The 26,497-nt window shown below is 72.3% G+C and carries 22 protein-coding genes; 13 read left to right on the forward strand and 9 right to left on the reverse strand.

The window, feature by feature from the left end:
• Positions 1-36: 36 nt before the first annotated feature.
• The gene (locus GFH48_RS07160; protein ID WP_322747024.1) at positions 37-642 is read right to left on the reverse strand and encodes an FAD-dependent monooxygenase; all 606 of its coding nucleotides are present in this window, start codon (positions 640-642) and stop codon (positions 37-39) included.
• Entirely contained in the window at positions 639-1,673 is a 1,035-nt protein-coding gene (locus GFH48_RS07165) for a LacI family DNA-binding transcriptional regulator (protein ID WP_153287452.1), read from the reverse strand. Before GFH48_RS07165 ends, GFH48_RS07160 begins: the two co-directional genes overlap by 4 nt.
• A 169-nt stretch (positions 1,674-1,842) precedes the next feature.
• Between GFH48_RS07165 and GFH48_RS07170 the strand changes: the two genes are divergently transcribed.
• The 4 genes from GFH48_RS07170 (at position 1,843) to GFH48_RS07185 (ending at position 5,841) form a co-directional block, all read left to right on the forward strand.
• Complete coding sequence (locus GFH48_RS07170) at positions 1,843-3,267, forward strand: amidase (RefSeq protein ID WP_153287453.1); 1,425 nt, start codon at positions 1,843-1,845, stop codon at positions 3,265-3,267.
• A gap of 26 nt (positions 3,268-3,293) precedes the next feature.
• Complete coding sequence (locus GFH48_RS07175) at positions 3,294-3,512, forward strand: hypothetical protein (RefSeq protein ID WP_153287454.1); 219 nt, start codon at positions 3,294-3,296, stop codon at positions 3,510-3,512.
• A 145-nt stretch (positions 3,513-3,657) separates the two neighbouring features.
• Positions 3,658-5,145, forward strand: coding sequence for a flotillin family protein (locus GFH48_RS07180; RefSeq protein ID WP_153287455.1), 1,488 nt, complete (start codon positions 3,658-3,660; stop codon positions 5,143-5,145).
• Between the two features lie 240 nt (positions 5,146-5,385).
• Positions 5,386-5,841 (forward strand): type II toxin-antitoxin system PemK/MazF family toxin, encoded by a 456-nt coding sequence (locus tag GFH48_RS07185; protein ID WP_153287456.1) that lies wholly within the window; start codon positions 5,386-5,388, stop codon positions 5,839-5,841.
• A 146-nt stretch (positions 5,842-5,987) separates the two neighbouring features.
• On the opposite strand, the gene GFH48_RS07190 is transcribed toward GFH48_RS07185, so the two are convergent.
• On the reverse strand, positions 5,988-6,881 hold the full coding sequence (locus GFH48_RS07190) for a TIGR02452 family protein (protein ID WP_194280519.1): 894 nt from the start codon (positions 6,879-6,881) through the stop codon (positions 5,988-5,990).
• A gap of 279 nt (positions 6,882-7,160) precedes the next feature.
• Between GFH48_RS07190 and egtA the strand changes: the two genes are divergently transcribed.
• From egtA to secY, 5 genes are all read left to right on the forward strand, one after another.
• The gene (egtA, locus tag GFH48_RS07195; RefSeq protein WP_153287458.1) at positions 7,161-8,519 is read left to right on the forward strand and encodes an ergothioneine biosynthesis glutamate--cysteine ligase EgtA; all 1,359 of its coding nucleotides are present in this window, start codon (positions 7,161-7,163) and stop codon (positions 8,517-8,519) included.
• A complete protein-coding gene (gene egtB, locus GFH48_RS07200; protein ID WP_153287459.1) occupies positions 8,516-9,838 on the forward strand; it encodes an ergothioneine biosynthesis protein EgtB in 1,323 nt (440 codons plus the stop codon). Before egtA ends, egtB begins: the two co-directional genes overlap by 4 nt.
• The gene (gene egtC / locus GFH48_RS07205) at positions 9,838-10,665 is read left to right on the forward strand and encodes an ergothioneine biosynthesis protein EgtC (protein ID WP_153287460.1); all 828 of its coding nucleotides are present in this window, start codon (positions 9,838-9,840) and stop codon (positions 10,663-10,665) included. Before egtB ends, egtC begins: the two co-directional genes overlap by 1 nt.
• Positions 10,662-11,624: an L-histidine N(alpha)-methyltransferase gene (gene egtD, locus GFH48_RS07210; RefSeq protein ID WP_153287461.1), complete on the forward strand. Its 963-nt coding sequence runs from the start codon at positions 10,662-10,664 to the stop codon at positions 11,622-11,624. The genes egtC and egtD overlap by 4 nt, the downstream gene beginning before the upstream one ends.
• A 449-nt stretch (positions 11,625-12,073) precedes the next feature.
• The gene (gene secY / locus GFH48_RS07215; RefSeq protein ID WP_153287462.1) at positions 12,074-13,381 is read left to right on the forward strand and encodes a preprotein translocase subunit SecY; all 1,308 of its coding nucleotides are present in this window, start codon (positions 12,074-12,076) and stop codon (positions 13,379-13,381) included.
• Between the two features lie 28 nt (positions 13,382-13,409).
• Here the strand turns inward: secY and GFH48_RS07220 are convergent, their stop codons facing one another.
• Positions 13,410-14,669 (reverse strand): extracellular solute-binding protein, encoded by a 1,260-nt coding sequence (locus tag GFH48_RS07220; RefSeq protein ID WP_153287463.1) that lies wholly within the window; start codon positions 14,667-14,669, stop codon positions 13,410-13,412.
• Between the two features lie 217 nt (positions 14,670-14,886).
• Between GFH48_RS07220 and GFH48_RS07225 the strand changes: the two genes are divergently transcribed.
• Complete coding sequence (locus GFH48_RS07225) at positions 14,887-15,102, forward strand: dodecin (protein ID WP_153287464.1); 216 nt, start codon at positions 14,887-14,889, stop codon at positions 15,100-15,102.
• A 376-nt stretch (positions 15,103-15,478) separates the two neighbouring features.
• On the opposite strand, the gene GFH48_RS07230 is transcribed toward GFH48_RS07225, so the two are convergent.
• Positions 15,479-15,970, reverse strand: a complete 492-nt coding sequence (locus tag GFH48_RS07230; protein ID WP_153287465.1) for a phosphatase domain-containing protein — start codon at positions 15,968-15,970, stop codon at positions 15,479-15,481.
• 193 nt (positions 15,971-16,163) lie between these two features.
• Complete coding sequence (locus GFH48_RS07235) at positions 16,164-16,715, reverse strand: RNA polymerase sigma factor (protein ID WP_153287466.1); 552 nt, start codon at positions 16,713-16,715, stop codon at positions 16,164-16,166.
• Positions 16,716-16,761: 46 nt separating this feature from the next.
• On the opposite strand from GFH48_RS07235, the gene GFH48_RS07240 reads away from it, so the two are divergent.
• From GFH48_RS07240 to GFH48_RS07250, 3 genes are all read left to right on the forward strand, one after another.
• Positions 16,762-18,144 carry a serine/threonine-protein kinase gene (locus GFH48_RS07240; RefSeq protein ID WP_153287467.1) on the forward strand — a complete coding sequence of 461 codons (1,383 nt, stop codon included), beginning with the start codon at positions 16,762-16,764 and terminating at the stop codon, positions 18,142-18,144.
• 120 nt (positions 18,145-18,264) lie between these two features.
• Positions 18,265-18,978 (forward strand): DUF4232 domain-containing protein, encoded by a 714-nt coding sequence (locus tag GFH48_RS07245; protein ID WP_153287468.1) that lies wholly within the window; start codon positions 18,265-18,267, stop codon positions 18,976-18,978.
• A 325-nt stretch (positions 18,979-19,303) separates the two neighbouring features.
• Complete coding sequence (locus GFH48_RS07250; RefSeq protein ID WP_194280520.1) at positions 19,304-20,560, forward strand: polysaccharide deacetylase family protein; 1,257 nt, start codon at positions 19,304-19,306, stop codon at positions 20,558-20,560.
• A gap of 79 nt (positions 20,561-20,639) precedes the next feature.
• On the opposite strand, the gene GFH48_RS07255 is transcribed toward GFH48_RS07250, so the two are convergent.
• The 3 genes from GFH48_RS07255 to GFH48_RS07265 form a co-directional block, all read right to left on the reverse strand.
• On the reverse strand, positions 20,640-22,547 hold the full coding sequence (locus GFH48_RS07255; RefSeq protein WP_153287469.1) for a ricin-type beta-trefoil lectin domain protein: 1,908 nt from the start codon (positions 22,545-22,547) through the stop codon (positions 20,640-20,642).
• 564 nt (positions 22,548-23,111) lie between these two features.
• Positions 23,112-24,080 (reverse strand): aldo/keto reductase, encoded by a 969-nt coding sequence (locus GFH48_RS07260; RefSeq protein WP_153287470.1) that lies wholly within the window; start codon positions 24,078-24,080, stop codon positions 23,112-23,114.
• A 484-nt stretch (positions 24,081-24,564) separates the two neighbouring features.
• Positions 24,565-26,346, reverse strand: a complete 1,782-nt coding sequence (locus GFH48_RS07265) for an FAD-binding dehydrogenase (RefSeq protein ID WP_153287471.1) — start codon at positions 26,344-26,346, stop codon at positions 24,565-24,567.
• Positions 26,347-26,497: the final 151 nt, after the last annotated feature.

Here is a 26,497-nt window from a genome sequence, read left to right on the forward strand (position 1 = left end):
CGGGGCTCCGATCGTTCGCTGATCAGTACGCGGGGCTCACCGTCCGGGCGGCAGTCCCGTGTGGTGCGCGGCCGGTTCCGCGGCCGCCGGGCGGCGTGTCGTGAGCCTGCGGAGCCGGGCGAGCTGGATCCGGTGGCCGAAGACGTCCCCATCTGGTTGAGCGTGCAACATCCTAGTCGTGCCGCACGAGAAGCGGGTGGGCCGCCGGACCCGGTCGAGAAACAACTGTGCGTAGTGGTCCGGGAGTTGGTGGACCCGCCGCGGCGCGGCTCGATGAGACCGCGGGCCGGGACCCGTACGCCGGAGACCGCGAGGTTGAGCCCCCTCGGCGCCGGTCGGCGGCACGATGTGGGCGGCGTCCCCGACGAGGAGGAGCCGTCCGTGGCGCATCGGCTCAGGGACACGACTGCGCAGCGACGGCACGGACTTGGCCGTGACGGGACCCAGGTACAGCCGCCGGTCGCCGTCGGCCGCGAAGCGCGCGGCCGGCTCGTCCCGGATGCGCCGGTCGGGCCGGTCGGCTCCGGTCCGGGCCGCTCGACGGCGGGCCGGTCCACACCGGCCGGGTCCACACCGGCCGCGTCCACACCGGCCGCGTCCGCTCCGCGGCTTCGCGCGGCGACCAGCTCCAGCCTCTCTCAGCTCGAGTCGCGGTGCACGACCCGCGCTCCCAGCACCTCGTGGGTCTCGGGCCCCGCGCCGGGTTCGCGCACCGCGCGGTCGACCAGCTCCGCGAGGTCCCGACCGGACGGCAGCTCGATGTGAACGGTGCTGAGCCGGGGCCGCAGCAGCCGCCCGAGCATCAGGTCGTCCGCGCCGACGACGGCCGTCTCCTCCGGCACGGCGATGCCCGCGTCCTGGAGCGCCCTCATCAGCAGCATGGCGTACTCGTCGTTGTAGGCGAACACACCGTCGAGGCCGAGCTCCCGCCAGCGGGCCGCGAGCCGGGCCGCGGCCTCCTCCTCGTACGCGAGCGGCAACTCGGTCGTCGTGGCGCCGGTGCCGCCCAGGGCCCGGCGTACACCTTCGAGACGGGGCCTGGAGAAGATCTCCAGGCCGGGTTCCTCGGGCACCACCACACCGACGCGGCGCCGGCCGCGGGCCGCCAGATGGACCCCCGCGCTGTGGCCGACCCGGTCGTGGTCCATGAGGAGCGCGTGCGCGCCCTCGACCCGCTCGGGGCCCAGCGTCACCACCGCCCGGGCCCCGGAGCGCTTGAGGACGGCCACGCCCTGCGGGCCGAGACCGCTGCCGGGCACCAGCACGGCGACCGGCCGCAGCTCCGCCCAGGCGCGGGCGGCCTCGTCGCCGTGCAGTCCGGCACTGCCGTACTGGACGACGGTGTAGTCCAGACGGCCCAGCGCCCCCTGCAGCTCGCTGAAGAACCGGCTGTAGAGCGGGCCCACGGGCACGGCCGGGGCGGGCATCAGGACCATCCGGCTGTGTCCCGCGCGCAGGCTGCGGGCCGCCGCGTGCGGAACGTACCCGAGATCCTTGGCCGCCTCGTGGACGCGGCGGCGCGTGGGCTCGCTGATCCGGACGGCGCTGGTGTTGTTCAGTACGTACGAGACGGTGGCCCGGGAGACGCCCGCCAGGCGGGCCACATCGGCGCTCGTCGGCACCGGGCGTTGTGCGGGCGACGGCGGGACGGGCTGATTCGGTATCTGCACCATGACGCCCCGCATCCTTGCAGAAGCCCCGCACGCCCCTCGGCGCCGGGTGAACCACCCGGCCCCCGCGCCAGGAACACCCGCTTGCACGAAGGAACTTCCGTCCCTCGTGCGGGATACCGCCTCGGGCGGTTACCGTGCGGTGGACGATGCGCCTTCGGAGGTGTCCCGTATGGCTGACGACCGTGCCGCAGGTCTGGCGGAGTGTGCCCGCGCCCTCGCCGCGGGCGAGGTGAGCTCGCGTGAACTGGTCGAACGGGCGCTGGCCCGGATCGAGGCGACCCAGCCGTCCCTGAACGCCTTCCGTCTGGTGCGCGCCGAGGCGGCGCTCGCCGAGGCGGACGCGGCGGACCGGGAACTCGCGGCGGGACACCGCAGGCCGCTGCTGGGGGTGCCGGTGGCGGTGAAGGACGACATGGACGTGGCCGGGGAACCGACCGCGTTCGGCTGCCGGGGGGTCTTCCCGCCCGAGGCCCGCGACGGGGAGGCGGTACGCCGGCTGCGCGCGGCCGGGGCGATCGTCATCGGCAAGACCAACACCTGCGAACTCGGCCAGTGGCCGTTCACGGAGGGCCCGGCCTTCGGCGCCACCCGCAATCCCTGGCACGCCGACCACACCCCCGGTGGCTCCTCCGGCGGCTCCGCGGCGGCGGTCGCGGCGGGTCTGGTCCCGGCGGCGCTGGGCTCGGACGGCGCGGGCTCCGTGCGTATCCCGGCCTCCTGGACCCATCTGATCGGGATCAAGCCGCAGCGCGGCCGGATCTCCACCTGGCCGCGCCCGGAGTCCTTCCAGGGCATCACGGTCAACGGCACCCTCGCCCGCTCGGTGACGGACGCGGCGCTGCTCCTGGACGCGGCGAGCGGCAACCACGACGGCGACCTGCACCGCCCGCCCGTCCTGCGGGTGTCCGACGCGGTGGGCCGCGAGCCCGGCCGGCTGCGGATCGCACTGTCGCTGAAGCCGCCGTTCACCGCGGTGCCCGCCCGGCTCGACCCGGTCGTCCGGGCGAAGGTGGTGGCGCTCGCGGAGCGGATCGCGGCACTGGGCCACACGGTGGAGGAGGCGGAGCCGCGCTACGGGCGGATCGGGCTCACGTTCGTCCCCCGCGCGACGGCGGGTATCGCCGAACGGGTACGCGACGCGCCGCACCCGCACCTCCTCGACCCGCGCACCCTGGAAGCCGCCCGCCTCGGCCGGCTCCTCGCCGGCGCGCCCCTGCGGGTGGCCCGGCGTGCCGAGGCGACCCTGCACCGCCGGATCGGCGCGCTCTTCGACACGTACGACGTCCTGCTGGCGCCCACCACGGCCGCTCCCCCGCCGCGCGTCGGTTCGATGGCGAACATGAGCGGGCTGGACACCGATCGGGCCATGATCGCCGCCTGCCCGTACGCCTGGCCGTGGAACATCCTGGGCTGGCCGGGTGTGAACGTGCCCGCCGGTTTCGTCGGTGAGGGGCTGCCGGTCGGTGCCCAGCTCCTCGGCCCGGCGCACAGCGAGCCGTTGCTGGTAGCGCTGGCCTCCCAGCTGGAGGACGACCAGCGCTGGCACGAACGCTGGCCGCCGCACGAGGCGGCGGCGGATTCCCCTGCTGTGTAGCCGACTTCGCGCCGTACGCTGGGGTCATGGACGATGCGTCGATGGTCGGGTTGATGGGGCGGGTGACCGGGACGGTCGGCCCCGGGCTGGTCGGTGAGGTGATCGTCCGCGTGCGCGGCGGCGCCGAGCACTTCCTCGCCTACCCCGCCGTCGCGCGGGAGCGGATCGAGCGCGGCACCGTGGTGATGGTCGTCGAGTACCTGGCGCCACGCACGGTGTACGTCTCGGCCGCGTATGACAGTTGACGGCTCGTCAGTGCGCACTCCGTCCCAGGTGAGAGCGGTGTGCGTCAAGATTGCAACAAGGAACCGTCAGCGTCTTCACCCTGGTCCCGCACAGGAGCACACTCCCTTCGTTCGGTGCCGATAGGGCACCATCAAAAGGGGGCGTATGCCGATGGTTGTCGGCGTCGTGGCGGGGACTGTTGTCCTCGCACTGATCTTCGTGATCGTGGTCTTCAAGCTCATGTGGCGGGTCGCGGAGCCCAACGAGGCTCTGATCATCTCCGGTTCGAAGCATCGGACCGAGGGCCTCGAAGAGGGCATGGGATTCCGTATCGTGACGGGGCGCGGCACGCTGGTGATACCGGGTGTGCAGGCGGTGCGGAAGATCTCGCTGGACCTCAACGAGACCGAGCTGCACGTCGATTGCGTGACCACGCAGGGCATTCCGCTGAAGGTGCGGGGCGTGGTCATCTTCAAGGTGGGCGACGACTTCGTGTCGATCGCCAACGCGGGTCGGCGGTTCCTCGACCAGCAGAAGATGATGTCGGAGCGGGTGCACAACGTCTTCGCCGGTCATCTGCGGTCCATCGTCGGTGGGTTGACCGTCGAGGACATGATCCGCGACCGGGACAAGCTGACCGGTCAGACGCGGGCCGCGTGCGGTACCGAGATGGAGAAGCTGGGTCTGATCGTCGACTCGCTGCAGATCCACGAGATCGAGGACCCGACCGGTTACATCAAGAACCTCGCGATGCCGCACGCCGCCGCCGTACAGCGGGACGCGCGGATCGCGCAGGCGGAGGCGAACCGTCTCGCCACCGAGGCCGAACAGAAGGCCGCGGCCCGGATGTCGGAGGCGACCCGGGACAGCGAGATCCTCCAGGCCGGTTACCAGGCCGAGCGTGACAAGGCGGCGGCGAAGGCGCGGCAGGCCGGTCCGCTCGCCGACGCCGCGGCCCGGCAGGACGTCGTCGTACAGGAGACCCGGATCGCCGAGCTCGATGCCCTCCGTCGTGAGCAGCAGCTCCAGGCGGACGTCCGCAAGCCGGCGGACGCCCAGGCGTACGAGACCCGTGCGCGGGCCGAGGCGGAACGCGACGCGCGGATCTCCGCAGCGCAGGCCAAGGCCAAGGAGACCGAACTCGCGGCGGCGGCCGAGGCGAACAGGGTGAAGACCGCCGCGAACGCCGAGGCGGAGGCGACGAAGGCGCGGGGTGCCGCGGCCGCCATGGCGACCAGGGCCACCGGTGAGGCCGAGGCCGCCGCGGCCCAGGCCAAGGGCCTCGCGACCGCCGAGGCGACCCGTGCGCAGGGTCTCGCGGAGGCGGAGACCATCAAGGCGAGGGCCGCGGCCCTCGCGGAGAACCAGGAGGCGGTGGTCGCCCAGCAACTCGCCGAGAACTGGCCGGAGATCGTCCAGGCGGGTGCGAGCGCGTTCGGCAACGTCGACCACATGGTGCTGCTCAACGGCGCCGACGGCATGTCGGACATGTTCGCCAAGGCGCTCACCATGGGCGGTACGGGCCTGGGTCTGGCCCGGCAGTTGCTCTCGTCGATGAACCAGGACGGGGCCACCGCGGGCAACGGCGCGGCGGTCAACGGAGTCGTGCCGCCGCGCGCGGAGAAGGTGCAGGTGGAGGGGGACGGCAAGTGACCCGCTGAGGCTTCGGGCGTACGAGGGTGGCGTACGGGAGTTGGCTCCCGTACGCCCGAAGTCGGCTCAGCGCGGGGCCATGTGCGTGCCGCGCGGGGCCAATGGCTGCTCCGCTCAGGGCCAATGGCCGCTCCGCCCGGGGCCACGCGCGTGCCGTGCGGGGGCGTGTGTGCGTCGTCGGGTCCGTCCCGTGGGGCCCCGTCGACGAGCCGCGGTCGCGCGGGTTCTAACGTGGCCCGCGTGAACGCCTTTACCGATGAAACCGACGAGCATGTCCCCGGCCGCTACGGCCCCTCGGCCACCACGGAGGCCGAGCCCCGCGAGGTGGGCCGGGTGCGGACGGAGTACTCGCCCGCGCACGACGGCGACCCCGATCCCGGCGAGATCGTCTGGACCTGGGTGCCCTTCGAGGAGAACGACGGACGGGGCAAGGACCGTCCGGTGCTCGTCGTCGCGCGCGAGGACGGGGGCACCCTGCTCGCCGTCCAGTTGTCGAGCAAGCGACACGACGGCGACCGGGAGTGGGTACCGATAGGCAGCGGTCCGTGGGACCGGACGGGCCGGGACTCGTGGGTGGCCGTGGACCGGGTCCTGCGGCTGCACGAGGACGGCATGCGGCGCGAGGCGTGCGCGCTGGACCGGATGCGGTTCAACCTGGTGGTGCACCGCCTGCGGGAGCGCTACGGCTGGCGCTGAGCGCCCGGGCACCGGAGGGGCGGGGCATCTCGGCCCCGGGAGTCCGGGGAGCCGTGGGAACTCTCCCGACTTCCGCTCCGGAGAAGGACGCGCCGGGGACCGCGCGGCCGCGCGGACCGCGCGGCCGGCGGGTCACGCGGTCTCCCTCACCCGATCGGCGGGGCGTCGGTGTCCGGATGTCCGTCCGCCACCGACGAGAACGCCCGTTCGAATGCGGCTCGGGTCGCCGCGCGCGGGGTACGGTCCAGGACCCCGAACACCACCTGGTCGAAGTACCCCTCGAAGCGGCCCCCGACCAGCAGGCCGCGGAACGCCGCGGCGACCTGCGCCGGGTCGTTGCGGAAGACGCCGCAGCCCCAGGCGCCCAGGACCAGGCGCCGGTACCCCTGGACCGCGGCGGTCTCCAGGACCCGCTCGGCCCGGACGGCGAGGGCGCGCGGCAGCTCGTCCGCGCGCTCGGGGGCCGTGCGCAGCACGACTCCGGCGTTCGGGGCCGCGGCGGTCAGGAAGCCGGCGGTGTACGGCTCGTCGAGCAGCTCACCCCGGCCGTCACGGAAGACGGGCACGGCCGGCGAGTGGATGACCCGGTCGGTGTAGAACGGGTCCCGGTGGGCGCGGTGGTGGTCGTAGAACTCACCGGCCCGCAGCAGACAGGTGTAGAGCGCCGACGCCCGACACAGATCCTCCTCCTGGGCCTGCGCGCCCCTGAGGTAGCCACCGCCGGGGTTGCGCGCCGAGGCGAAGTTCAGCACGGCGACGGGGCCCGGCGGGCCCTCGGCCCGCTCGCCCGTCAGCCGTCTCGCGGCCCGCGTGCTGCTCTCGCCCGTGACCTCGAACGACGTGCGCGCGAAGCCCGCGGCCGGTGCCGCGGGGCCGCCGGCGGGCAGCCCGACCGGACCCGGCCCGTACATCCGCGTCCCGGCCTTGGCGGCCTCGACCGCCGCGGCGATGGGCACCACCCGTCCGTGCGGACCGCGGTACGAACCCGCCGCAACGGCGTCCTCGGTCTGCCGCGCGATCGCGCGCAGGCGTGCGCTCATGGCGCGACCCCCGTACACGCCATGCGAACGCCCCGCGCGATCTCCCCCGTCGTGCCCACGGACGCATCGTGAGCGATGCTGGTCGTGCGGCGCAACAGAATTTCGCGGCTCCGCGCGGAGTGGCGTGTGGGCCGCGTCGAGAGTGCCCCTGGATCCCGGGCACGTCGATTTGCACCCTTGTGCGAACCGGCGAGAGGGTCTTGGGTGGGACGAGCAATGCCGGTCCGGCACCACAGACGCCGGGCCGGCGGCATGGTGGAATCTCAGGAGGATCCCTACATGTCCGATTCGGTGAGTGACTGTACGGAGCGACGCTCCGCCGTCACCGAGGCCGAGGTGGAAGCGCTGGTCCGAGGCATCTGCTTCAAGACCGGACCACCCCGCACCCTCGGTGTCGAAGTGGAATGGCTCGTCCACGAGCTGCGGCCGCCGCGGCTCCCCGCAACACCTGAACAGCTCGAAGCGGCCTACGCCGCTCTGCGGACCCTGACCCTGCGTTCGGCGCTCACCGTCGAACCCGGCGGCCAGCTGGAGCTCAGCTCCGCACCCGCCGGCTCCCTGATGGAGTGCATCGGGTCCGTGTCCGCCGATCTCGACGCGGTACGCGCGGTACTGCGCGAGGCGGGCCTCGGCCTCAGCGGCCTCGGCCACGAACCCTGGAACCCCCCGAACCGCTACCTCCGTGAGCCGCGCTACGACGCCATGGAGCGCTACCTGGACCGCACGGGCCCCGAGGGCCGGGCGATGATGTGTTCCTCCGCCTCGGTCCAGGTGTGCCTGGACGCCGGGTACGAGGAGCCCGGCCCGCTCGGCCACGGGCGCCGCTGGTGGCTGGCGAACCAGCTGGGCGCGGTCCTAGTGGCCGCGTTCGCGCACTCCCCGCTCGCCCAGGGCCGCCACACCGGCTGGCGTTCCACGCGGCAGTCCCTGTGGACGGCCATGGACCCGGGCCGGTCCGCCGCGCCCGCGCTGGACGGCGATCCGCGCGCCGCCTGGGCCCGGCACGTCCTGGACGCACCGGTGATGTGCGTCCGGGCGCCGGAAGGCCCCTGGGAGGTGCCCGAGGGGCTGACCTTCCGGGAGTGGACCCGGTCCGGCACCCCGCCGAACCGGGCGGATCTGGACTATCACCTCACGACCCTGTTCCCGCCGGTGCGCCCCCGCGGGCATCTGGAACTGCGCATGATCGACGCGCAGCCGGGCGAGGACGGGTGGATCGTGCCGCTCGCGGTGACGGCGGCACTGTTCGACGACCCGGAGGCGGCGGAGATCGCCTACCGGACCGTCAAGCCCCTCGCGGAGCGGGCGGAAGGTCTGCCGGCTCCGTGCAATCCGCTGTGGATCGACGCCGCCCGGCACGGCCTGACCGACCCCGAGCTGCGCGAGGCCGCCGTGACCTGTTTCGCGGCCGCCGCCGAGGCGCTGCCCCGTCTCGGTGCCACCACGGAGGTGCGGGAGGCCGTCGCGCGGTTCACGGACCGCTACGTGGCCCGGGGGCGCTGCCCCGCCGACGACCTGCTCAGCCAGTTCCACAGCCAATTCCACGGTTCGCTCCACGACCGGTCCCACGACCTGTCCGCAGACCGGTCCGAAGACCGCTCCCAGGACCGGTCCCACGGGAAGGACATCCGCACATGACCGCCCCCACATCACCCACGGACCCCGAGTCGCTCAGGGAGCGCGCGCTCGACGCACTGACCACGGCCCGTGACCGCACCGCGCTCCTCACGTCCTGTGTGGAGGAGCCCGAGCTGACCGCGCAGCACTCGCCGTTGATGTCCCCGCTGGTCTGGGACCTCGCGCACATAGGCAACCAGGAGGAGCTGTGGCTGCTGCGCGCGGTCGCGGGGCGTGACGCCATGCGGCCCGAGATAGACGGGCTGTACGACGCGTTCGAGCATCCGCGCGCCGAGCGGCCCTCACTGCCGCTGCTTCCGCCCGCGGAGGCCCGGCGGTACGCCGCAGAGGTGCGCGGGCGCGCACTGGACGTCCTGGAGGGCACCGCCTTCCGCGGCACTCCGCTGACCGAGGCGGGTTTCGCGTTCGGCATGATCGCGCAGCACGAACAGCAGCACGACGAGACGATGCTGATCACCCATCAGCTCCGCAGGGGACCGGCCGCCCTCACCGCGCCGGACCCCGACCCCGCCCCGCCGTTCACGGGACCGGCCGAAGTGCTCGTCCCGGGCGGCCCGTTCACGATGGGCACGTCCACCGAGCCGTGGGCACTGGACAACGAGCGGCCCGCGCACCGGCGCGAGGTCCCGGCGTTCTTCATCGACACCACTCCGGTGACCAACTCCGCCTACCGGGCCTTCATCGAGGACGGCGGCTACGCCACCGAGCGCTGGTGGAGCCCGGAGGGCTGGACCCACATCCGGACCCATGGCATCGAGGCGCCGCTGTTCTGGAGCCGGGAGGGCGGACAGTGGCTGCGGCGCCGCTTCGGCGTCACCGAGCCCGTACCGCCGGACGAGCCGGTTCTGCACGTGTGCTGGTACGAGGCCGACGCCTACGCCCGCTGGGCCGGACGCCGGCTGCCCACCGAGGCCGAGTGGGAGAAGGCGGCCCGCCACGACCCGGCCTCCGGCCGCTCCACCCGCTACCCCTGGGGCGACGCGGACCCCACCCCCGAGCACGCCAACCTCGGCCAGCGCCATCTGCGACCGGCCCCGGCCGGCAGCTATCCGGCGGGCGAGTCCCCGCTCGGCGTACGGCAGTTGATCGGCGACGTGTGGGAGTGGACGTCGAGCGACCTGGCGCCCTATCCCGGTTTCGCCGCCTTCCCGTACAAGGAGTACTCGGAGGTCTTCTTCGGGCCGGAGCACAAGGTACTGCGCGGCGGCTCGTTCGCCGTGGACAAGGTCGCCTGCCGGGGCACCTTCCGCAACTGGGACTACCCGATCCGGCGGCAGATCTTCTCCGGGTTCCGCACCGCCCGCGACGGGAACGCCTGATGTGCCGTCATCTGGCGTACCTGGGTCCCCAGACGCCGATCGGCGCGCTGCTGACGGAACCGCCGCACAGTCTGTTCCGGCAGTCGTGGGCGCCCCGCCGGCAGCGGTACGGGACGGTCAACGCCGATGGTTTCGGGATCGGCTGGTACGCCGAAGGCGATCCGGTGCCCGCGCGGTACCGGCGCGCCGGACCCATCTGGGGCGACCAGTCCTTCGCGGACCTGGTCCGTGTCGTACGGACCGGGGCGCTGCTCGGCGCCGTACGGGACGCCACCCGGGCGGGAGCGGACGGCGAGGCCGCGGCGGCACCGTTCGCCGCGGGCACCTGGCTGTTCAGCCACAACGGCGCCGTTCTCGGCTGGCCCCACTCCCTCGCCCCGCTGGCCCGCGGCCTGCCCGCCGCGGAGTTGCTGTCGCTGGAGGCCCGCTGCGACTCGGCGCTCGTCTGGGCGCTGGCCTTGCAGCGGCTGCGCACCGGGGACGACACGAGCCGGGCGCTGGCCGACACGGTCCTGGAGGTCGCCGAGGCCGCCCCGGGTTCCCGGCTCAACCTGCTGCTCACCGACGGCGCCACGATCACCGCGACGGCCTGGGGCGACACCCTCTGGTACCTCGCCGCACCCGGTGACGGCACCGTCGTGGCCTCCGAGCCGTACGACGACGACCCACGGTGGCAGGAGGTGCCGGACCGCACGCTGCTCGTGGCGACCCGCACCGACGTCCTGCTCACCCCCCTCAAGGACCCGCACGACCGCCAAGGCGTGCCCGCCCACGACGCCCCCCACCACCCCATGGCATCCGCACGTCCGAAGGAGCCCAGCACGTGAGTCCGTTCCTTCTCACCCGCACCCTGCCCGAGGACGCCACCGAGGCCGCGCTGCGCGCCGACGTCCTGCACGGCCTGTCCCACACGCCCAAGACGCTGCCGCCGAAGTGGTTCTACGACGCGCACGGCAGCGAGCTCTTCGACAAGATCACCGAACTGCCCGAGTACTACCCCACCCGGGCCGAACGCGAGATCCTGGCCGCCCGGGCCGGGGAGATCGCCCGGGTGACCGGTGCGCGCACCCTCGTCGAACTCGGCTCGGGCTCGTCCGAGAAGACCCGTCATCTGCTCGACGCGCTGCCCGGGCTGCACACGTACGTGCCGGTCGACGTCAGCGAGAGCGCGCTGACGCAGGCCGGACACGCGCTGATCGCCGAACGCCCGGACCTCGGTGTGCACGCGCTGATCGCCGACTTCACCGGCGGTCTCGCGCTCCCGGGCACACCCGGACCGCGTCTGGTGGCGTTCCTCGGCGGCACCATCGGCAATCTGCTGCCGAGCGAACGCGCCGCGTTCCTGGCCTCCGTACGGGCCCTGCTCTCCCCCGGCGACACGCTGCTGCTGGGCACGGACCTGGTCAAGGACGAGTCGGTGCTCGTCGCCGCGTACGACGACGCGGCCGGAGTGACGGCCGAGTTCAACAAGAACGTCCTGACCGTCGTCAACCGTGAACTCGGCGCCGACTTCGATCCGGACGCGTTCACCCATGTGGCCCTCTGGGACGCCGAGCACGAGTGGATCGAGATGCGGCTGCGTTCGCGCACCGAGCAGACCGTGAAGATCCCCGCCCTCGACCTCGCCGTCGACTTCGCCGACGGTGAGGACCTGCGCACCGAGATCTCGGCGAAGTTCCGCGAGGAGGGGGTGCGGCGCGAACTCGCCGCCGCGGGGCTCGACCTGGCCCATTGGTGGACGGACCGCGAGGGCCGTTTCGCGCTGTCGTTGAGCGTGGTCAGGTGAGGTCGCACGTGGTGTGACAGACCGCCCGGGCGGTGAACCCGGGCACCATCGGGCAACGGGCGCCGGCGCAGCACACCGCCGGCGCCCGTTGCGCGTGTACGGCCCGGAGTCCGCGTCCGGCTGCCGACCACCGGCACCTGCACCGGCACCGGCACCGGCACCGGCACCGGCTACCGGCTACCGGCTACCGGCGTGGCTTTTCCGCGCGCCCGATCGTGCTCACCGAATGACGCCCGGGATACGCCGGCCCGGTGAACAGCCCCGCTGCCGGCGGTGTCCGCCGGGGTCTTTCCGGTTGCCGACCGGGATGCCGCATTCGATGATGGGGCTTGAATTTCCCTACGTCGCGAAGGATTGCTTCGCGTTGCGTTCCCGAGCGTGTTCCCGGGCTCGGAACATCTGCTTCTGTTCACCTCTGGCGTGCTGGCGCGGGGGCGAAGGAGGAACCCTTGCTGAGCGCATTCACCAAGGTCTTCAGAACCCCGGACCTGCGTAAGAAACTGCTGTTCACGCTCGGCATCATCGTGCTGTACCGCGTCGGTTCGCATGTCCCGCTCCCCGGCGTGAGTTACCGGAACGTGCAGACGTGTGTGGACGCGGCGACGAAGAACGGCGGTCTGCTGGGCCTGGTCAACCTGTTCAGCGGCGGGGCCCTGCTCCAGATCACCGTGTTCGCGCTGGGCATTCTGCCGTACATCACGTCGAGCATCATTCTTCAGCTGCTGACGGTGGTCATCCCGAGGCTGGAGGCGCTGAAGAAGGAGGGCGCCGCCGGGCAGGGGAAGATCACCCAGTACACCCGCTATCTGACGGTGGCCCTCGCCGTGCTCCAGGGCACGGGCCTGGTCGCGACCGCCCGCAGCGGCGCGCTGTTCCCCAGTTGCCCGACGGCGGCGGGCATCGTCCCTGACGGTTCGGTCCTCACCACGGTGGTGATGGTGCTGACGATCACCGCGGGGACGGCCTGTGTGATGTGGCTCGGAGAGATGATCACAGAACGCGGTGTCGGCAACGGAATGTCGATGCTCATCTTCATCTCCATCGCCTCCACGTTCCCCGGCGCGCTGTGGACTGTCAAAGAGGAGGGCCAGATCGCCGACGGCTGGTTCGGCTTCGGCGTCGTCATTCTCGTCGGGTTCGCGATGGTGGCCCTGGTCGTCTTCGTGGAACAGGCACAGCGCCGCATTCCTGTGCAGTACGCGAAACGGATGATCGGCCGTAAGTCGTACGGCGGAACGGCGACCTACATCCCATTGAAGGTCAACCAGGCCGGTGTGGTCCCGGTCATCTTCGCCTCCTCGCTCCTCTATATCCCCGCGCTGATCGCACAGTTCTCCAACTCGCACGCCGCGTGGGCCACCTGGGTCACCCAGAATTTCGTCCGCGGAAACCATCCGTATTACGTCATCGCGTACTTCCTGCTGATCGTGTTCTTCGCGTTCTTCTATGTGGCGATCACGTTCAACCCGGAGGAAGTGGCCGGGAACATCAAACAGAGCGGCGGGTTCATCCCGGGCCTGCGGGCCGGCCGGCCCACGGCCGAGTACCTGGGTTACGTCCTCAACCGGCTCACCTGGCCGGGCGCCCTGTATCTGGGCCTGATCGCCCTGGTCCCCACCGTGGCGTTCGCGAGCTTCGGCGGCGCCAACCAGCTCACCGGTACGAGCATCCTGATCATCGTGAGCGTGGGCCTGGAGACCGTGAAGCAGATCAGCAGCCAGATCGAGCAGCACAACTACGCGGGCTTCCTGCGGTGACGCCCGCCGCGGACCGCGGGCCAAGGACTCATCCCCCGGTCTCCGCCAGCCGTTCCGTGATCAGCCGGGAGGCGCGCTCCGCCTCGGTCCCGGGGTCGGCCCCGGTCAGGACCTTGGTCATGTAGGACTTGATCGGGTTGTCGGCCTCGACGGCCGCCCACCGGGGCGAGGCGGGGGTCGCCCGGCCGTGCGCGGCGCCCACCGCCATGGCCGCGGCACCCTCCTCGCCGGCCACCGCGCCCGCGAGAGTGGTCTTGTTGGGCACGTAGTTCATCGTCCGGGCCAGCCGGGTCTGCCACTTGGCGCCGACGAGGGCCGAGACGACGGCCGTGGCCGCCCTTCTGTCGTCGGTGTTCTTGGGCACCACGAGGTCGGAGCCGCCGGTGAAGACGGCGCCGGGCTCGGCGGCCGTCCTGCCGGGGACGGGGAAGAACCCGAGTTTCTTCCCGAGCGCCGGGTTCTGCTCCACGACGGCCTGGGCCAGCCCCGGTACGGCCACGATCTGAGCGACCCGACCGCCGGCGAACACCCCGGCCTGCGGCGGGTGTTCCTCGTCGGCGTCGGCGGGTCCGGAGCCGAGCGCCTGGAGCCGCCGGTAGAAGTCCATGGCGCGCAGGGCCGCGGGCGTCCGCAGGGAGCCCCGCCAGCTCCCGGCGGACTCCGTCGCGAGTTCGCCGCCCTCGTCCCAGACGAACCCGGCGAAGGTGTACCAGTCCTGCCCGGCCAGATAGATCCCCTGGTTCCCGGCCGAGTCGAGCCGCCTCGTGTCCTCGATCCACTCGTCGCGGGTCTTCGGCGGCTTCTTGATCCCGGCCTGGTCGAAGAGGTCCTTGCGGTAGATGACGACGCGATTCGCCGCGTACCACGGGACGCCGTACTGGCGGGTGCTGAACCGGCCGGGCTGGGCGAGCCCCGGGAGCCAGTCGTCCATGCCCCAGTCGCGCACCGACTCCAGCGTCAGGTCGCTCAGGCCGCCCCGGTCCACGTACTGCGCCACCTGGGTGTTGCCCACCTCGATGACGTCCGGGCCGTCGCCTCGCTCGCGCTCCAGCGCTCCCTGGACCTTCTGGACGATCCCGGTCCACTGCTGGATGCGGATGTCCAGGGCGATGCCCCGGTGGGTGCGTTCGAAGTCCTCGGTGAACCGCTTGAGGAAATCCTCGGACGCGCTGTCCTTCATCAGCCACACGGTCACGGTGTGACGTCCGCCGCCCTCCCCCGGCAGAGCTCCGCAGGCGGTCAGCAGGGAGGCGGTCACACAGGCGAGGGCGAGCAGACGACGCGTCACGAAGAAGGGTCCTGTTCTGTCTTGCGGACAGCGGAATGGGAACCCGGCGTGGGGGACGAGCGCAGCGCTCGTACGGGTGTTCTGATTTTGGTATGGACCAATCAGACCCGTCAAGGGCGACCGGCCACCGGACCGCGGCCATCTCGCGTACGGCGGCGCCGTGAGGCACCGTGGAATGACGCGTGGCACACCCGCCACGGCGGAGAGGAGCACCCGCATGACCGACCACACGTACCGGGTCACCGAGATCGTCGGCACCTCCCCCGAGGGGATCGACCAGGCCGTCCGCAACGGGATCGCCCGCGCCTCGCAGACCCTGCGCAACCTGGACTGGTTCGAGATCACCCAGGTCAGGGGGCAGATCGTGGACGGCGAGGTCGAGCACTATCAGGTGGGTCTGAAGGTCGGCTTCCGTCTGGAGGACGACGCCTGACGCGACCGGGCGCCGGACGGCCCGGCATGTGGCCCCGACGCGGGGCCACATGCCACGTCCTCGCCGAGCTGCGCGTCGGGCCGCCACGAGAGCGCGGACCGCTCCGGTGCGGTCCGGGCCGTCCCTACTGGGCCGGGCCGGGCCGTCCGGTGCAGGCCGGGCCGTCCGGGCCGGGCCGTCACACACCTGCCAGTGGCACACCGGCCGGTTCGGCACCATGCCACCCGTCCCGCGCTGCCTGCCTCCCTGACCCGCCCGTCTGAGTGCTCTGTCCGCCCGGCTTGGCCTGACCTGCCTGGCCCGCCTGGCCAGGTCCGAGCCCGGCAGGCGGCTCAGGTCGGGGTGCGTCCCGGCCGGACGAGCCGCACCGCGCGGGTCAGGTCCGCCCCTCGCGGCCCTGCGCGTCCTTCAGGGTCGCCGACGCGGTCGCCCAGCGTGCCCGTACGACCGTGAACCCGGCCCGCTCCGCCTCGTCGCAGACGAGTTCGTCGTCGTCCACGAGCACCCGGATCTCACGGTCGCGGGCGAGTCGGCGGAGGGTCTCCGACTTGGTACGGCGGGCGGGCCTGCGGTCGTCGTCGCGCCGCATCCAGACCGGCCCCTCGGGCAGCCCCTGGGCGGCCAGCCACGCGACGGTGTCACGGCGGCAGCGCTCGGGACGGCCGGTCAGGTAGACCACGTCGCACTCGCGCGCGCTCTCCGTGGCCAGGGCCACGCCCTCCGCCAGGGGCGGGTCCTGCGGCGCGGCCGCGAAGAACGCGTCCCAGTCGCGCGGGGTGCGCTCCAGGAACCGCTGCCGGTGCCCGCTGTCCGCGAGGGTACCGTCGAGGTCGAACACGGCGAGCGGTCTGCTGTTCTTCTGCGTCACGCCGACCACCCTAAAGGGCCCGCCCCCGAAGGCCCGCTGCTCCCGGTGCGCCCGGGGACGCGGAACCCCGTGAACGCGTCCGGCGGAGGAACCTCCGAGCACGCCCGCGCTTCCCGGCCCCGACGGACTCACCCCCCGCTCCGACTCCCTTCCCCGAAAGGGGTGTTGGCGCCACCGTACGAGCGCCGTCGCGTCAGGAGGCGTCGGCCAGCCAGGGCCTGACCTGCTTACGGGCCTCGTGCAGACGGGACTTGAGCGTGCCGAGCGGAATACCGACCCGCTCCGCGACCTCGGCGTACTCCAGCTGGCAGATGTCCCGGTAGACCAACGGCGCCACGAGGTGCGGGTGTTCGCGCTCCAGCCGTTCCAGCGCCTCCAGGAGGTCGATGCGGGAGCCGGCGATGACGCTCGTGGTGCGGGGGTCGACGTGTTGCGAGGCGTCGATGACGTCCGGCTGCTCGGCGGCCCGCCGTTTCAGCTCGCGGTACTTCTGGCGGGAGCAGTTGGCGACGACCGTGTACAGCCAGGTGCTGAAGCGGCTGCGGCCCTCGAACCCGTCGATCTTCCGGGCCACCTGGAGGAGGACGTCCTGGGCCGCCTCCTCGGCGTCCTCGCGGCACGGCAGGAAACGTGCGCAGCGCCGCATGACCTCCGGCCCCAGTCGCTGGAGCAGCAGATCCAGGGCGCCCGGATCGCCCGCGGCCGCCCGCAGCGCGAGCTCTTCGGTTCCCGCCGCGTCCTGCACTGGGTGCTCCCCTCGGTGTCGATCAGAGGCCAGGCATGATAGTCGCATGCACCCTCCGCAGCGGATCGGCCGCTACCGTCTGGACCGGCGCCTGGGCGCCGGCGGCTTCGGCGTGGTCTGGCTCGCCCACGACGAGGTGCTGGACGCGGTCGTCGCCGTGAAGGTGCTGTCCGAGAACTGGGCCGACCACCTGGACGTCCGGGAGCGTTTCCTCTCCGAGGCCCGGCTGCTGCGCAAGGCCGACTCGAACCGGGTCGTCCAGGTCTACGACATCGGCGAGCTCCCTGACGGCAGGCCCTACTTCGTCATGGAGTACGCGGACGGGGGCACCCTCGAGGACCGGGTCGGCGGTGGATCCCTCCCGGTGCCCGAGGCCCTGCGGCTGACCGCTCTCGCGGCCCGCGGCGCGGCCGCGCTGCACAAGGCCGGGATCGTGCACCGCGACATCAAGCCGTCCAACGTACTGCTGCGCACGGCACCCGGCGCGGGCGACCGCGTGCTGCTGGCGGACCTCGGTCTGGCCAAGAGCCTGGCGCACGCCTCCGGGCTGACGATGGCCGCGGGTTCCGCGGGCTACACCCCTCCGGAGCAGTCCCGGCCCGGGTCCGGGATCGACGCGCGGGCCGACGTGTACAGCCTGGGAGCCCTCGGCTACCACCTGGTCACGGGCACGGTCCCCGGGCCGCCCGGCAAGGTCGTACGCCCCGACCGGCTCCGTACCGGCCTGGCCCCGGGTGTCCAGCGGGCGCTGCTGCGTGCCATGGAACCGGACCGGGAGCGGCGCTGGCCCACGGCCCTGGACCTGGCCGAGGAGCTGGAGCGGCTGGCCGAGGTGACGCCGGCCTCGGCGGCCCGTACGACCCGGCGCCGTCGACGGACCGTGGTCGCCGCGGTGGCCCTCGCGGTCGTGGTCGCAGCCGGCGGCGTGACCGCCGCGCTGGTGACCCGGCACTCCTCCGGCGGGTCCGTGCGGGTCTCGGACGCCTCGGGACGGCTCACCGTCGAGGTGCCGCGCGGCTGGGCCCGCCAGTTGCGCGACTCCGGGTGGAACCCGCGGACCGTGGGTCTGCCGGACGCGCACGAGCCGGGGCTGGCGGTCGCGGACGACCTGGCCGCGTGGCAGGACCTGCGCTCGGGTGTCGACGGGGTGTTCGTCGGCCTGAGCGAGCACGGTGACGTACGGGCCGAGGTCGCCTCGCTCGCCCACACCGGCTGCCACTACGACGGCAGCCGCAGCTACGCCGGCGCGCACTGGCACGGCCCGGTGAGGACCTGGAGCGACTGCCCCGGCGCTCACGGCTCGCTCACGGAGGCCGGGCTCACGCCCGCGGGCGGCGCCGCACAGCCGCGGCTCTACGTACAGATCCGCCAGAAGGGCGACAGCGACGCCACCGACCGTGTGCTCGGGTCGGTACGGGTAGGCACCTGACGAGAACGTGTGCCGGACCCGCGAACTTTCTCCGGCCGGCGCGCATCGGACACTGGTGACGGAGCACAGAGCGCCGTACGCACGGGTCACGGCGTGCGGTGAATTCGAAGGAGTGTTGACATGGCGACCTTCCGGCACGGCGACGAGGTTCCCGTACGCCGTACGTCCTCCCGCGCGCACTGGGCGGCGGTGGTCGCGGGTATCGCGCTGCTGGGCACGCTCTCGGCCTGCGGCACCGACAACGGCACGGGCGGCACCCCGCAGAGACTCCCCGGCACGGCCCGGCCGGCCTCCGGCGACACGACCCCGGACGGCTCCTCGGGCACCGGTACCGCGTCGGCCGGCGACGGCAGGACCTCGACACCGGTGTCGGGCTCCGCCTCCGCCACGGCCTCGACGGGAAGCGGTACGGCGACCACCCGCTGCCACACCTCCGAGCTGCGCGCGACGGTCGGCGCCAACGACCCGGGAGCGGGCCAGGAGAACTTCCCCGTCGTCCTCACCAACACCTCCCACCGCACCTGCACCCTGCGCGGCTACCCCGGGGCGGCCTTCGTCGACGCCTCCGGCAAGCAGCTCGGCCCCGACCCGAAGCGCTCCCCCGGATCGCCGGGTACGGTCGCACTGGCCCCCGGACAGAGCGCGTGGGCCGGTCTGACCTTCTCGAACCCGGAGATCAGCGGGGCGCACACGGCCACCCCGGCGTCGCTGGTCGTCACGCCGCCCGACGAGCGGGACCCGCTCAAGGCGACCTGGAAGGGCGGCAAGGTCCCGGTGTCGGGGAATTCCTCCTCGGTCTCCCTGACGGTCGTCCGGGCGGGTACCGGCGCCTGATCCCGCCCGCCTCACCGCTCCCGGCCGCGCCACCTCTCCCGGCCGCGCCACCTCTCCCGGCCGCCTCACCGCTCCCGGCGGCTCCCGGCCGCTCCCCGCCGTCCGTCCCGTCCGTCCCCGTCCGTCCCCGTCCGCCCCCGCCCCGCCGTCCGCCCCGCGGACCGGCGGGGTTTGTCACGGAACGGCAACACGTGCCGCCGCGGGCGACCTTTCCCCGGCATCCCCGCATCACACCGTTTGACGCACCCTCCACCGAGCGGCGCGTCACAGCAACGGAGGCTCCGGCGCGGCGCGGGAGCGGCATCGAGGACATCGGGGGTTCACCATGACCGGCATCTCACGCAGGCGTCTGCTGACCGCGACGGCCGCGGCGGGAGCGCTCGGCGCGCTCTCCGCCTGCTCGGCGAACGACTGGTCCGTGGGCGGCGACGGCAAGGGGGAGGTGCGGGACGCGACCCCGCGGCCCCGGCTCATCGGCGACGGTTCCACCGCCGACACCGGGGCCCAGCCCAAGCAGCCGAAGGCCGAGCGGCTGAAGCCCGGCGAGCGTCCGCCGCAGTTCGTGGTGTTCTCCTGGGACGGCGCGGGCGAACTCAGCAACCAGCTGTTCTCGCGGTTCCGCAAGGTCGCCGCCGACCACGGCGCGTCGATGACGTTCTTCCTCAGCGGCATCTACACGCTGCCCGAGTCGAAGAAGCACCTCTACAGCCCTCCGCAGCACCCGGTCGGCGCCTCCGCGATCGGCTACCTCTCCGACCGGCACATCCACGCGACGCTCCAGCAGATCCGGGGCGCCTGGCTGGAGGGACACGAGATCGGCACCCACTTCAACGGTCACTTCTGCGGCGCGGACGGAGTGCGCCGCTGGTCCCCCGCCGAGTGGCGCAGCGAGATCGACCAGGCGAAGAAGTTCGTCACCGAGTGGAAGACCAACACCGGCTTCACCGATCTCGAACCGCTCCCCTTCGACTACGACAAGGAGCTGATCGGTGGCCGCACCCCGTGTCTGGAGGGCCAGTCCAATCTGCTGCCGACGGCCGCCGCCCTCGGATGGAAGTACGACGCCAGCTCTCCCGGCGGCCTCCAGATGTGGCCGGGCAAGGTCCACAACGGCCGCGTCTGGGACTTCCCGCTGCAGTCCATCCCGTTCCCCGGCCACACCTTCCAGGTCCTGTCCATGGACTACAACCTGATGGCCAACCAGTCGAACGCCAACCCGCTCGGCGACCGTTCCCAGTACGACGCCTGGCGCACACAGGCCCGCGACAGCTACCTCGCCGGATTCCAGCGGGCCTACGAGAGCAACCGGGCCCCGTTCTTCATAGGCAACCACTTCGAGCGGTGGAACGGGGGCATATACATGGACGCGGTCGAGCAGGCCGTCGAGCGGATAGCGGGGCACGACGAGGTGCGCCTGGTCTCGTTCCGCCAGCTCGTGGAGTGGCTGGAGGCCCAGGACCCCGCGGTGCTGCGCAAGCTGCGCACGCTCGAACCCGGGCGGTCGCCCCTCGGCGGCTGGGCGGAGTTCCTGGGCACGGCCGCCTCCGCGCCGGCCACCGGGGGGTCGCCCACCGCGGGGTGACCTCTCGGCGCGGGCGGTCCGCGCCCGGTGCCGGCCCCGGGCGGTGTGGTCCCCGGCGGTGGGGCCGCAGCGGACGGCGTCAGCGGTGGCCGCCGCCTCCGGATCCGTAGCCGTGACCGCCGCCGTACCCGCCGTACCCGTACCCGCCGTTCCCCCATGAGCCGCCGTCGCCGTAGTCCGGAGTGCCGTACTGGCCGCCCGCCGACGAGCAGTCGTACGGAGAGCAGGAGGGCGTGGGACCCGGGGCGGACGTCGACGGCCCGGCCGTGGGTTCGGGCGACGCCCCGGACGTACCGTTCGGCGAACCCGGTCGCGGGGATCCGGAGGGTTCCCGGGTCGGGGACCCGGTGGTCGCGCCGTCGGCGTCCCAGTTCACCGCCGCCATCTGGAGCGAGGGCGACGAGGTGTCCAGGGTCCAGTGCTGGACGGCCTGGTCCTTGCGGAGTTTGAGGACCAGGGCTCCCGCGCCGTTGGTGGCGGCGGGAGTGAGGGCGAGGTCCTGATTGCCGCGGGGCACCAGCTCTCCCTGAAGGGTGAAGTCATAGCGCACGTTCTTGCCGGCCGCTCCCGACTCGGCGGTACAGGGCGCCAGTTGGACCGAGTAGCCGAGGTGGGAGTCGAGACACAGGCCCGGGTCGGCGACGTCACGCAGCACCCCGTCCGCCTCATACGACCATTCCTGCGCCGCGTCCGAGGAGCACGATGTGAGCGCCGTCTCCGCGCCCTTCACGAGTTTCCCGCCCACGATGCCGACACACAGTCCGGTCTTGAGGTTGCGCAACCGGCCGCGCACGGTGCCGTTCGCCGCGTCCCCTATCCAGGACGGTTTCGCTCCGGGTGCCTTGACGGGGCCCGAACTCGGCCTGCCGGAAGGCCCGGCGCCCTCGGGGGCGCCGTCCGAGCCCTGGGCCGCCCACAGGGCCAGCGGGACCAGGATCAGACCGCTCGCGGTCAGTGCGGCCAGCGCGATGTTGCGGCGGCCCGGCGAGCGCCGGGGCGCCTTGTGTGCCGCCGGGCGGGAGTGGGCGGGCGACTGACCGCTCGGCGGCACGCGCGGAGGCCGGCTCGGCGGGAGGGGGGCGTCGGCGGGAAGAGGGAGGGCCGGGTGGACGCCGAGGTCGCCGGGCACGTCGGCCATCACCTCCACGATCGCGGCGCGTCCGGGACGGGAGGCGAGATAGGCCTCGGCGCCCCAGCCGAGGACGGACTCGGCGAGCGGCAGGGCGAGTTCGCCGTTGAAGTGGTTCAACTGGGCGGCGGTGTGCCGGCAGTGGCGGCAGCGACCCATGTGCCGCCGCAGATCGGGGTCGAGTTCGTCACCGCCGCGCCGCAGCGACACATCCAGCATGCGGTGGTACTGGCGGCACTCCTCCTCGGGCGCCAGTTCGCGGTGGAGTTCCAGGCAGCCCTCGCGCAGGCGGTCCCGGGCCCGGGTCAGCTCGACCAGGGCGGCGTCCTCGCGGATGCCCAACAGCGCTGCGGGCACGCTCAGTTGCTCGGCCTCGACCTCGGCGTGCCAGAGCAGGCAGCGGGCGGGCTCCGGGAGCCGCTGGAACGCGCGGGACAGCAGTCGCATGCTCTCCGGCGGAAGGAGCCGCGCCACGACCCCCTCCTCGCCGTCCGGGCCGGCCAGGAGTTCGGGGTGGAGTGATTCCCGCCGCTGGTCCGCGAGCCATTCGGCGGTCATGCGGCGCACGGTGACCAGCAACTGCGGCCGCCAGGCGGCCGTCGGTCCGGTCTGCCGCAGGGATTCGCCGAACAGCCGGGTGAATGCCGCCGTCGTCAGCATTCCGGCGGGACGCACGCCGTTGGTGCACAACCGCGCGTAGCCGAAGACCGCTTCCCAGTGGCGGTCGAGGAGTTCTCCGACGGGATGCTGCGCGGGCGTGTTCCCCGAGCTCTTCTTCAGTTCGGCCGCCAGTCGCTCATCCGATATCTCGAACAAGCGAGCGGATTCCGGGGACTGAGACAGGGCGGGGTCGTTCACGTCCGCTTTCCTCCCAAAGGCAACACGTCAATTGGTCCATACCCATGGACAGGCAGCCCGCGCGGCCAGGCGAAGGGGCCACCCATGGGGGACCGTGCCGCCGCGAACACCCGCTTCGACGACTCTCCGGAAGCGGGCCGGGCGGCCACACCGTGCACGCACAGAAGGAAGTAAATATTGTCTGCACGCCAACAAGGCACACCTTTGCACAGCGGACCTTGCAGAAACAAGTGATGGCCTCGTTTTCCCCATTCCGCCGGGCGCGACCAAGATTGACGAAACGTCAATAGAAGCCCCCGTAAAAAGGAAACAGAAATCCCCGGCCTTCCGCCGGGCCGTCGCGCGCGGCACTCGTCTCCCGAGGACACGCAGGCGGGAAGGGCCTTCACCGGCCACCGGCGGTGAGACACACGCAAGGAGCGCCCCCAATTGGGAGCGCTCCCAATATCACGGCCGTCTGTTGCGGCGGCGGCACCGGATTCGCCGCCCGCCAGGAGCCGCTCATGTGCGCATTGCTTTTGCCCGATGAGGGATTTGGCGCGGCGAACGGATCGGCGCCGTGGATCAGTGCCCGCTGATCGCCCGGGGCGTGTACGGCGACTCCAGTTCACCGACCTCCTTCTCGGTGAGTTCCACGTCGAGGGCGGCCACCGCGTCGTCGACATGGCCCGCCCTGGTGGCGCCGATGACGGGAGCGGTCACGGTGCTGCGGCCCAGCAGCCAGGCGAGGGCGATCAGGGCGCGCGGGACGCCCCGGTCTGCGGCGATCCGGCCGACCGCGTCGACGATGTCCCGGTCACCCTCCTGGTAGAGCTTCCTGCCGAACTCGTCGGTCCGGCTGCGCTCGGTGGTGACGTCCCGGTCGCGGGTGAGACGGCCACGCGCGAGCGGACTCCAAGGCAGTACGCCGACACCCTGGTCCGCGCAGAGCGGCAGCATCTCGCGCTCCTCCTCGCGGTAGAGCAGGTTGTAGTGGTTCTGCATGGACACGAACCGGGTCCAGCCGTGCAGCCGTGCCGTGTACTGCGCCTTGGAGAACTCCCAGGCGTACATCGAACTCGCCCCGATGTAACGGGCCTTGCCCGCCTTCACGACGTCGTGAAGGGCCTCCATCGTCTCCTCCACGGGCGTCGCGGGGTCGAAGCGGTGGATCTGATAGAGGTCCACGTAGTCGGTGCCCAGCCTGCGCAGGCTGTTGTCGATCTCCGTCATGACGGCCTTGCGGGACAGACCGCGCGCGTTGGGACCGTCGTGCATCGCGCCGTTGACCTTGGTGGCGAGGACGATCTCGTCGCGGCGGGCGAACTCCGCCAGCGCACGGCCGACGATCTCCTCACTGGTGCCGTCCGAGTAGACGTTCGCCGTGTCGAAGAAGGTGATGCCGGCTTCGAGGGCCCGGCGGATCAACGGGCGGGAGGCCTCGTCGTCGAGGGTCCACTCGTGGGTCCCCCGGCCGGGCACCCCGAAACTCATGCAGCCGAGGCAGATCCGGGACACGTCCAGGCCCGTCGAACCGAGCTTCACGTACTGCATGCGTACTCCCGCGTTTCGTGGGGGTGGAGCCGCTCCTGCCTCCGCGACCGCGCGAGCCGGCGGCAAGGGCTCCGGGACTGCCATTTTCCCGGTCACGGTTCGCTTAGTCGCCCAGCCTCCGCCGATCGGCCGCACGGACGCGGCCCCCGCGCACCGCACCGGCTCGCACGCCCCTGCACCCCCGGTCCACGCACTCCCTCTCCGGAACCCGCCCGAACACGCCCGACCCCGTTTACGGACACCGCGCCACGCGGACCGCCACGCGGACCGCCGCGCGGACCGCCACGCGGACCGCCACGCGGACCGCCACGCGGACCGCCACGCGGATCGGCACGCGGATCGGCACGCGGATCGGCGGACCGGTGCCCTGCCCGGCGCACGGACCGCCGGGCAGGGCTCCTCGGGCACGATCCGCACGCCGAGGGTCCGCGCGCGGGCGGTCCGTACGCCGACGGTCCATACGTCGGCGGTCCGTACGCCGGGTTCAGATCGCGGCGGCCGCCGCCCGTCCCGCCTGCCGCCCCGAGAACAGGCAGCCGCCCAGGAAGGTGCCTTCCAGCGAGCGGTATCCGTGCACTCCCCCGCCGCCGAATCCCGCGACCTCACCGGCCGCGTACAGACCGGGAATCGGCGTGCCGGCGGCGTCCAGGACGCGGCCGGAGAGGTCGGTCTGCAGACCGCCCAGGGTCTTGCGGGTGAGGATGTTGAGCCGTACGGCGATCAGCGGTCCGGCGCCGGGGTCCAGGATCTTGTGGATCGGCGCGGTCCGGCTGAGCGAGTCCCCGGTGTAGGCGAGCGCGTTGCGTATGCCCATGACCTGGGCGTCCTTGGTGTACGGGTTGTCGATCTCCCGGTCCCGCGCGTCGATCTGCCGTTTGAGGCCGGCGAGATCGATCAGTCCGTCCCCCGTCAGCTTGTTCATGCCGGTGACCAGTTCGGACAGCGTGGAGGCGACCACGAAGTCGGCCCCGTTCTTCTTGAACTTCTCGATGGGCTCCGGGGTCTGCCAGATGCGCGAGAGCAGCATCCAGACGTCCTTGTTGGTGAGGTCCGGATTCTGCTCCGAGCCGGAGAGCGCGAACTCCTTCGCGATGATCTTCTGCGTCGTCACGAACCAGGAGTAGCCGTAGCCCGTGTCGGTGATCGACTTGAGCGTGTGGAGGGTGTCGTAGCCGGGGAGGTCGGGGGCGGAGAAGCGCTTGCCGGTGGCGTCGAACCACATCGACGACGGTCCCGGCAGGATCCGGATGCCGTGGTTGGCCCAGATCGGGTCGTAGTTCCTGAGACCCTCCGTGTAGTGCCACATCCGGTCGGGGTTGACGATGCGCCCGCCCGCCGCCTCGGTGATCCCGAGCATCCGGCCGTCCACATGGGCCGGCACACCGGTGACCATGAACTTGGGCGGGGTGCCGAGCCGCGCCGGCCAGTTCCGCCGTACGAGGTCGTGGTTGGCGCCGATGCCTCCCGAGGTGACGATCACGACCGGCGCGCGGAGTTCGAAGTCGCCGACCACCGTGCGCGAACTGGCCTTGCCACGAGCCGTGTTGCTCGGTTCGAGGACCGCGCCCCGGACCCCCGTCACGGCGCCGCCGGTGCGCACGATCTCGTCGACGCGGTGCCGGAACCTGAAGGTGACCTTGCCGTCCGCGACCGCGGCCCGTACCCGCTTCTCGAAGGGCTCGACCACGGCGGGTCCCGTTCCCCAGGTGACATGGAAGCGGGGAACCGAGTTCCCGTGTCCGTCCGCGAGGCCGCCGCCGCGTTCGGCCCACCCCACGATCGGGAACCACCGCACGCCCAGCCCGTAGAGCCAGGACCGCTTCTCCCCCGCCGCGAAGTCCACGTACGCCTCGGCCCACTTGCGGGCCCAGTGGTCCTGGCCGGCCGGGTCCTCGACACCGCGGTCGAAACCGGCGGCCCCCAGCCAGTCCTGCCACGCCAGTTCCCGGGAGTCCTTGATGCCCATCAGGCGCTGCTCGTCGGAGTCGACCAGGAAGAGACCGCCGAAGGACCAGAAGGCCTGTCCGCCCAGGTTGGTCTCGGGTTCCTGGTCCAGAAGCAGTACTTTGCGGCCGGCGGCGGCCAGTTCGGCCGTCGCGACCAGACCGGCGAGCCCGCCGCCGACGACGATCGCGTCCGCGTCCGACGACCCGGCCGCGAAGGCGGGTGCCGTGTGGGCCGCGAGGGCGGCACCGGCCAGTACACCGCCCGCCGCCGTCAGGGCCCGGCGTCTGCTGATCGCGGTGGGGGGCACAGAGTTCTCCATGGGCTGCCTTCCGTAGGAGGTACGTGAGGTGCGGGAGACGCCGCCGGTGTTGCTGCGACACCCGTGTTGTTACCGCCGGTAGCACTTCGGGAAACACCGCGGCCGCAACGGTGTTGGACCGGAAGCCGCGGTGGTGCACGACCCGACCCGG

Source organism: Streptomyces fagopyri (genome assembly GCF_009498275.1).
GTDB classification, from domain to species: domain Bacteria; phylum Actinomycetota; class Actinomycetes; order Streptomycetales; family Streptomycetaceae; genus Streptomyces; species Streptomyces fagopyri.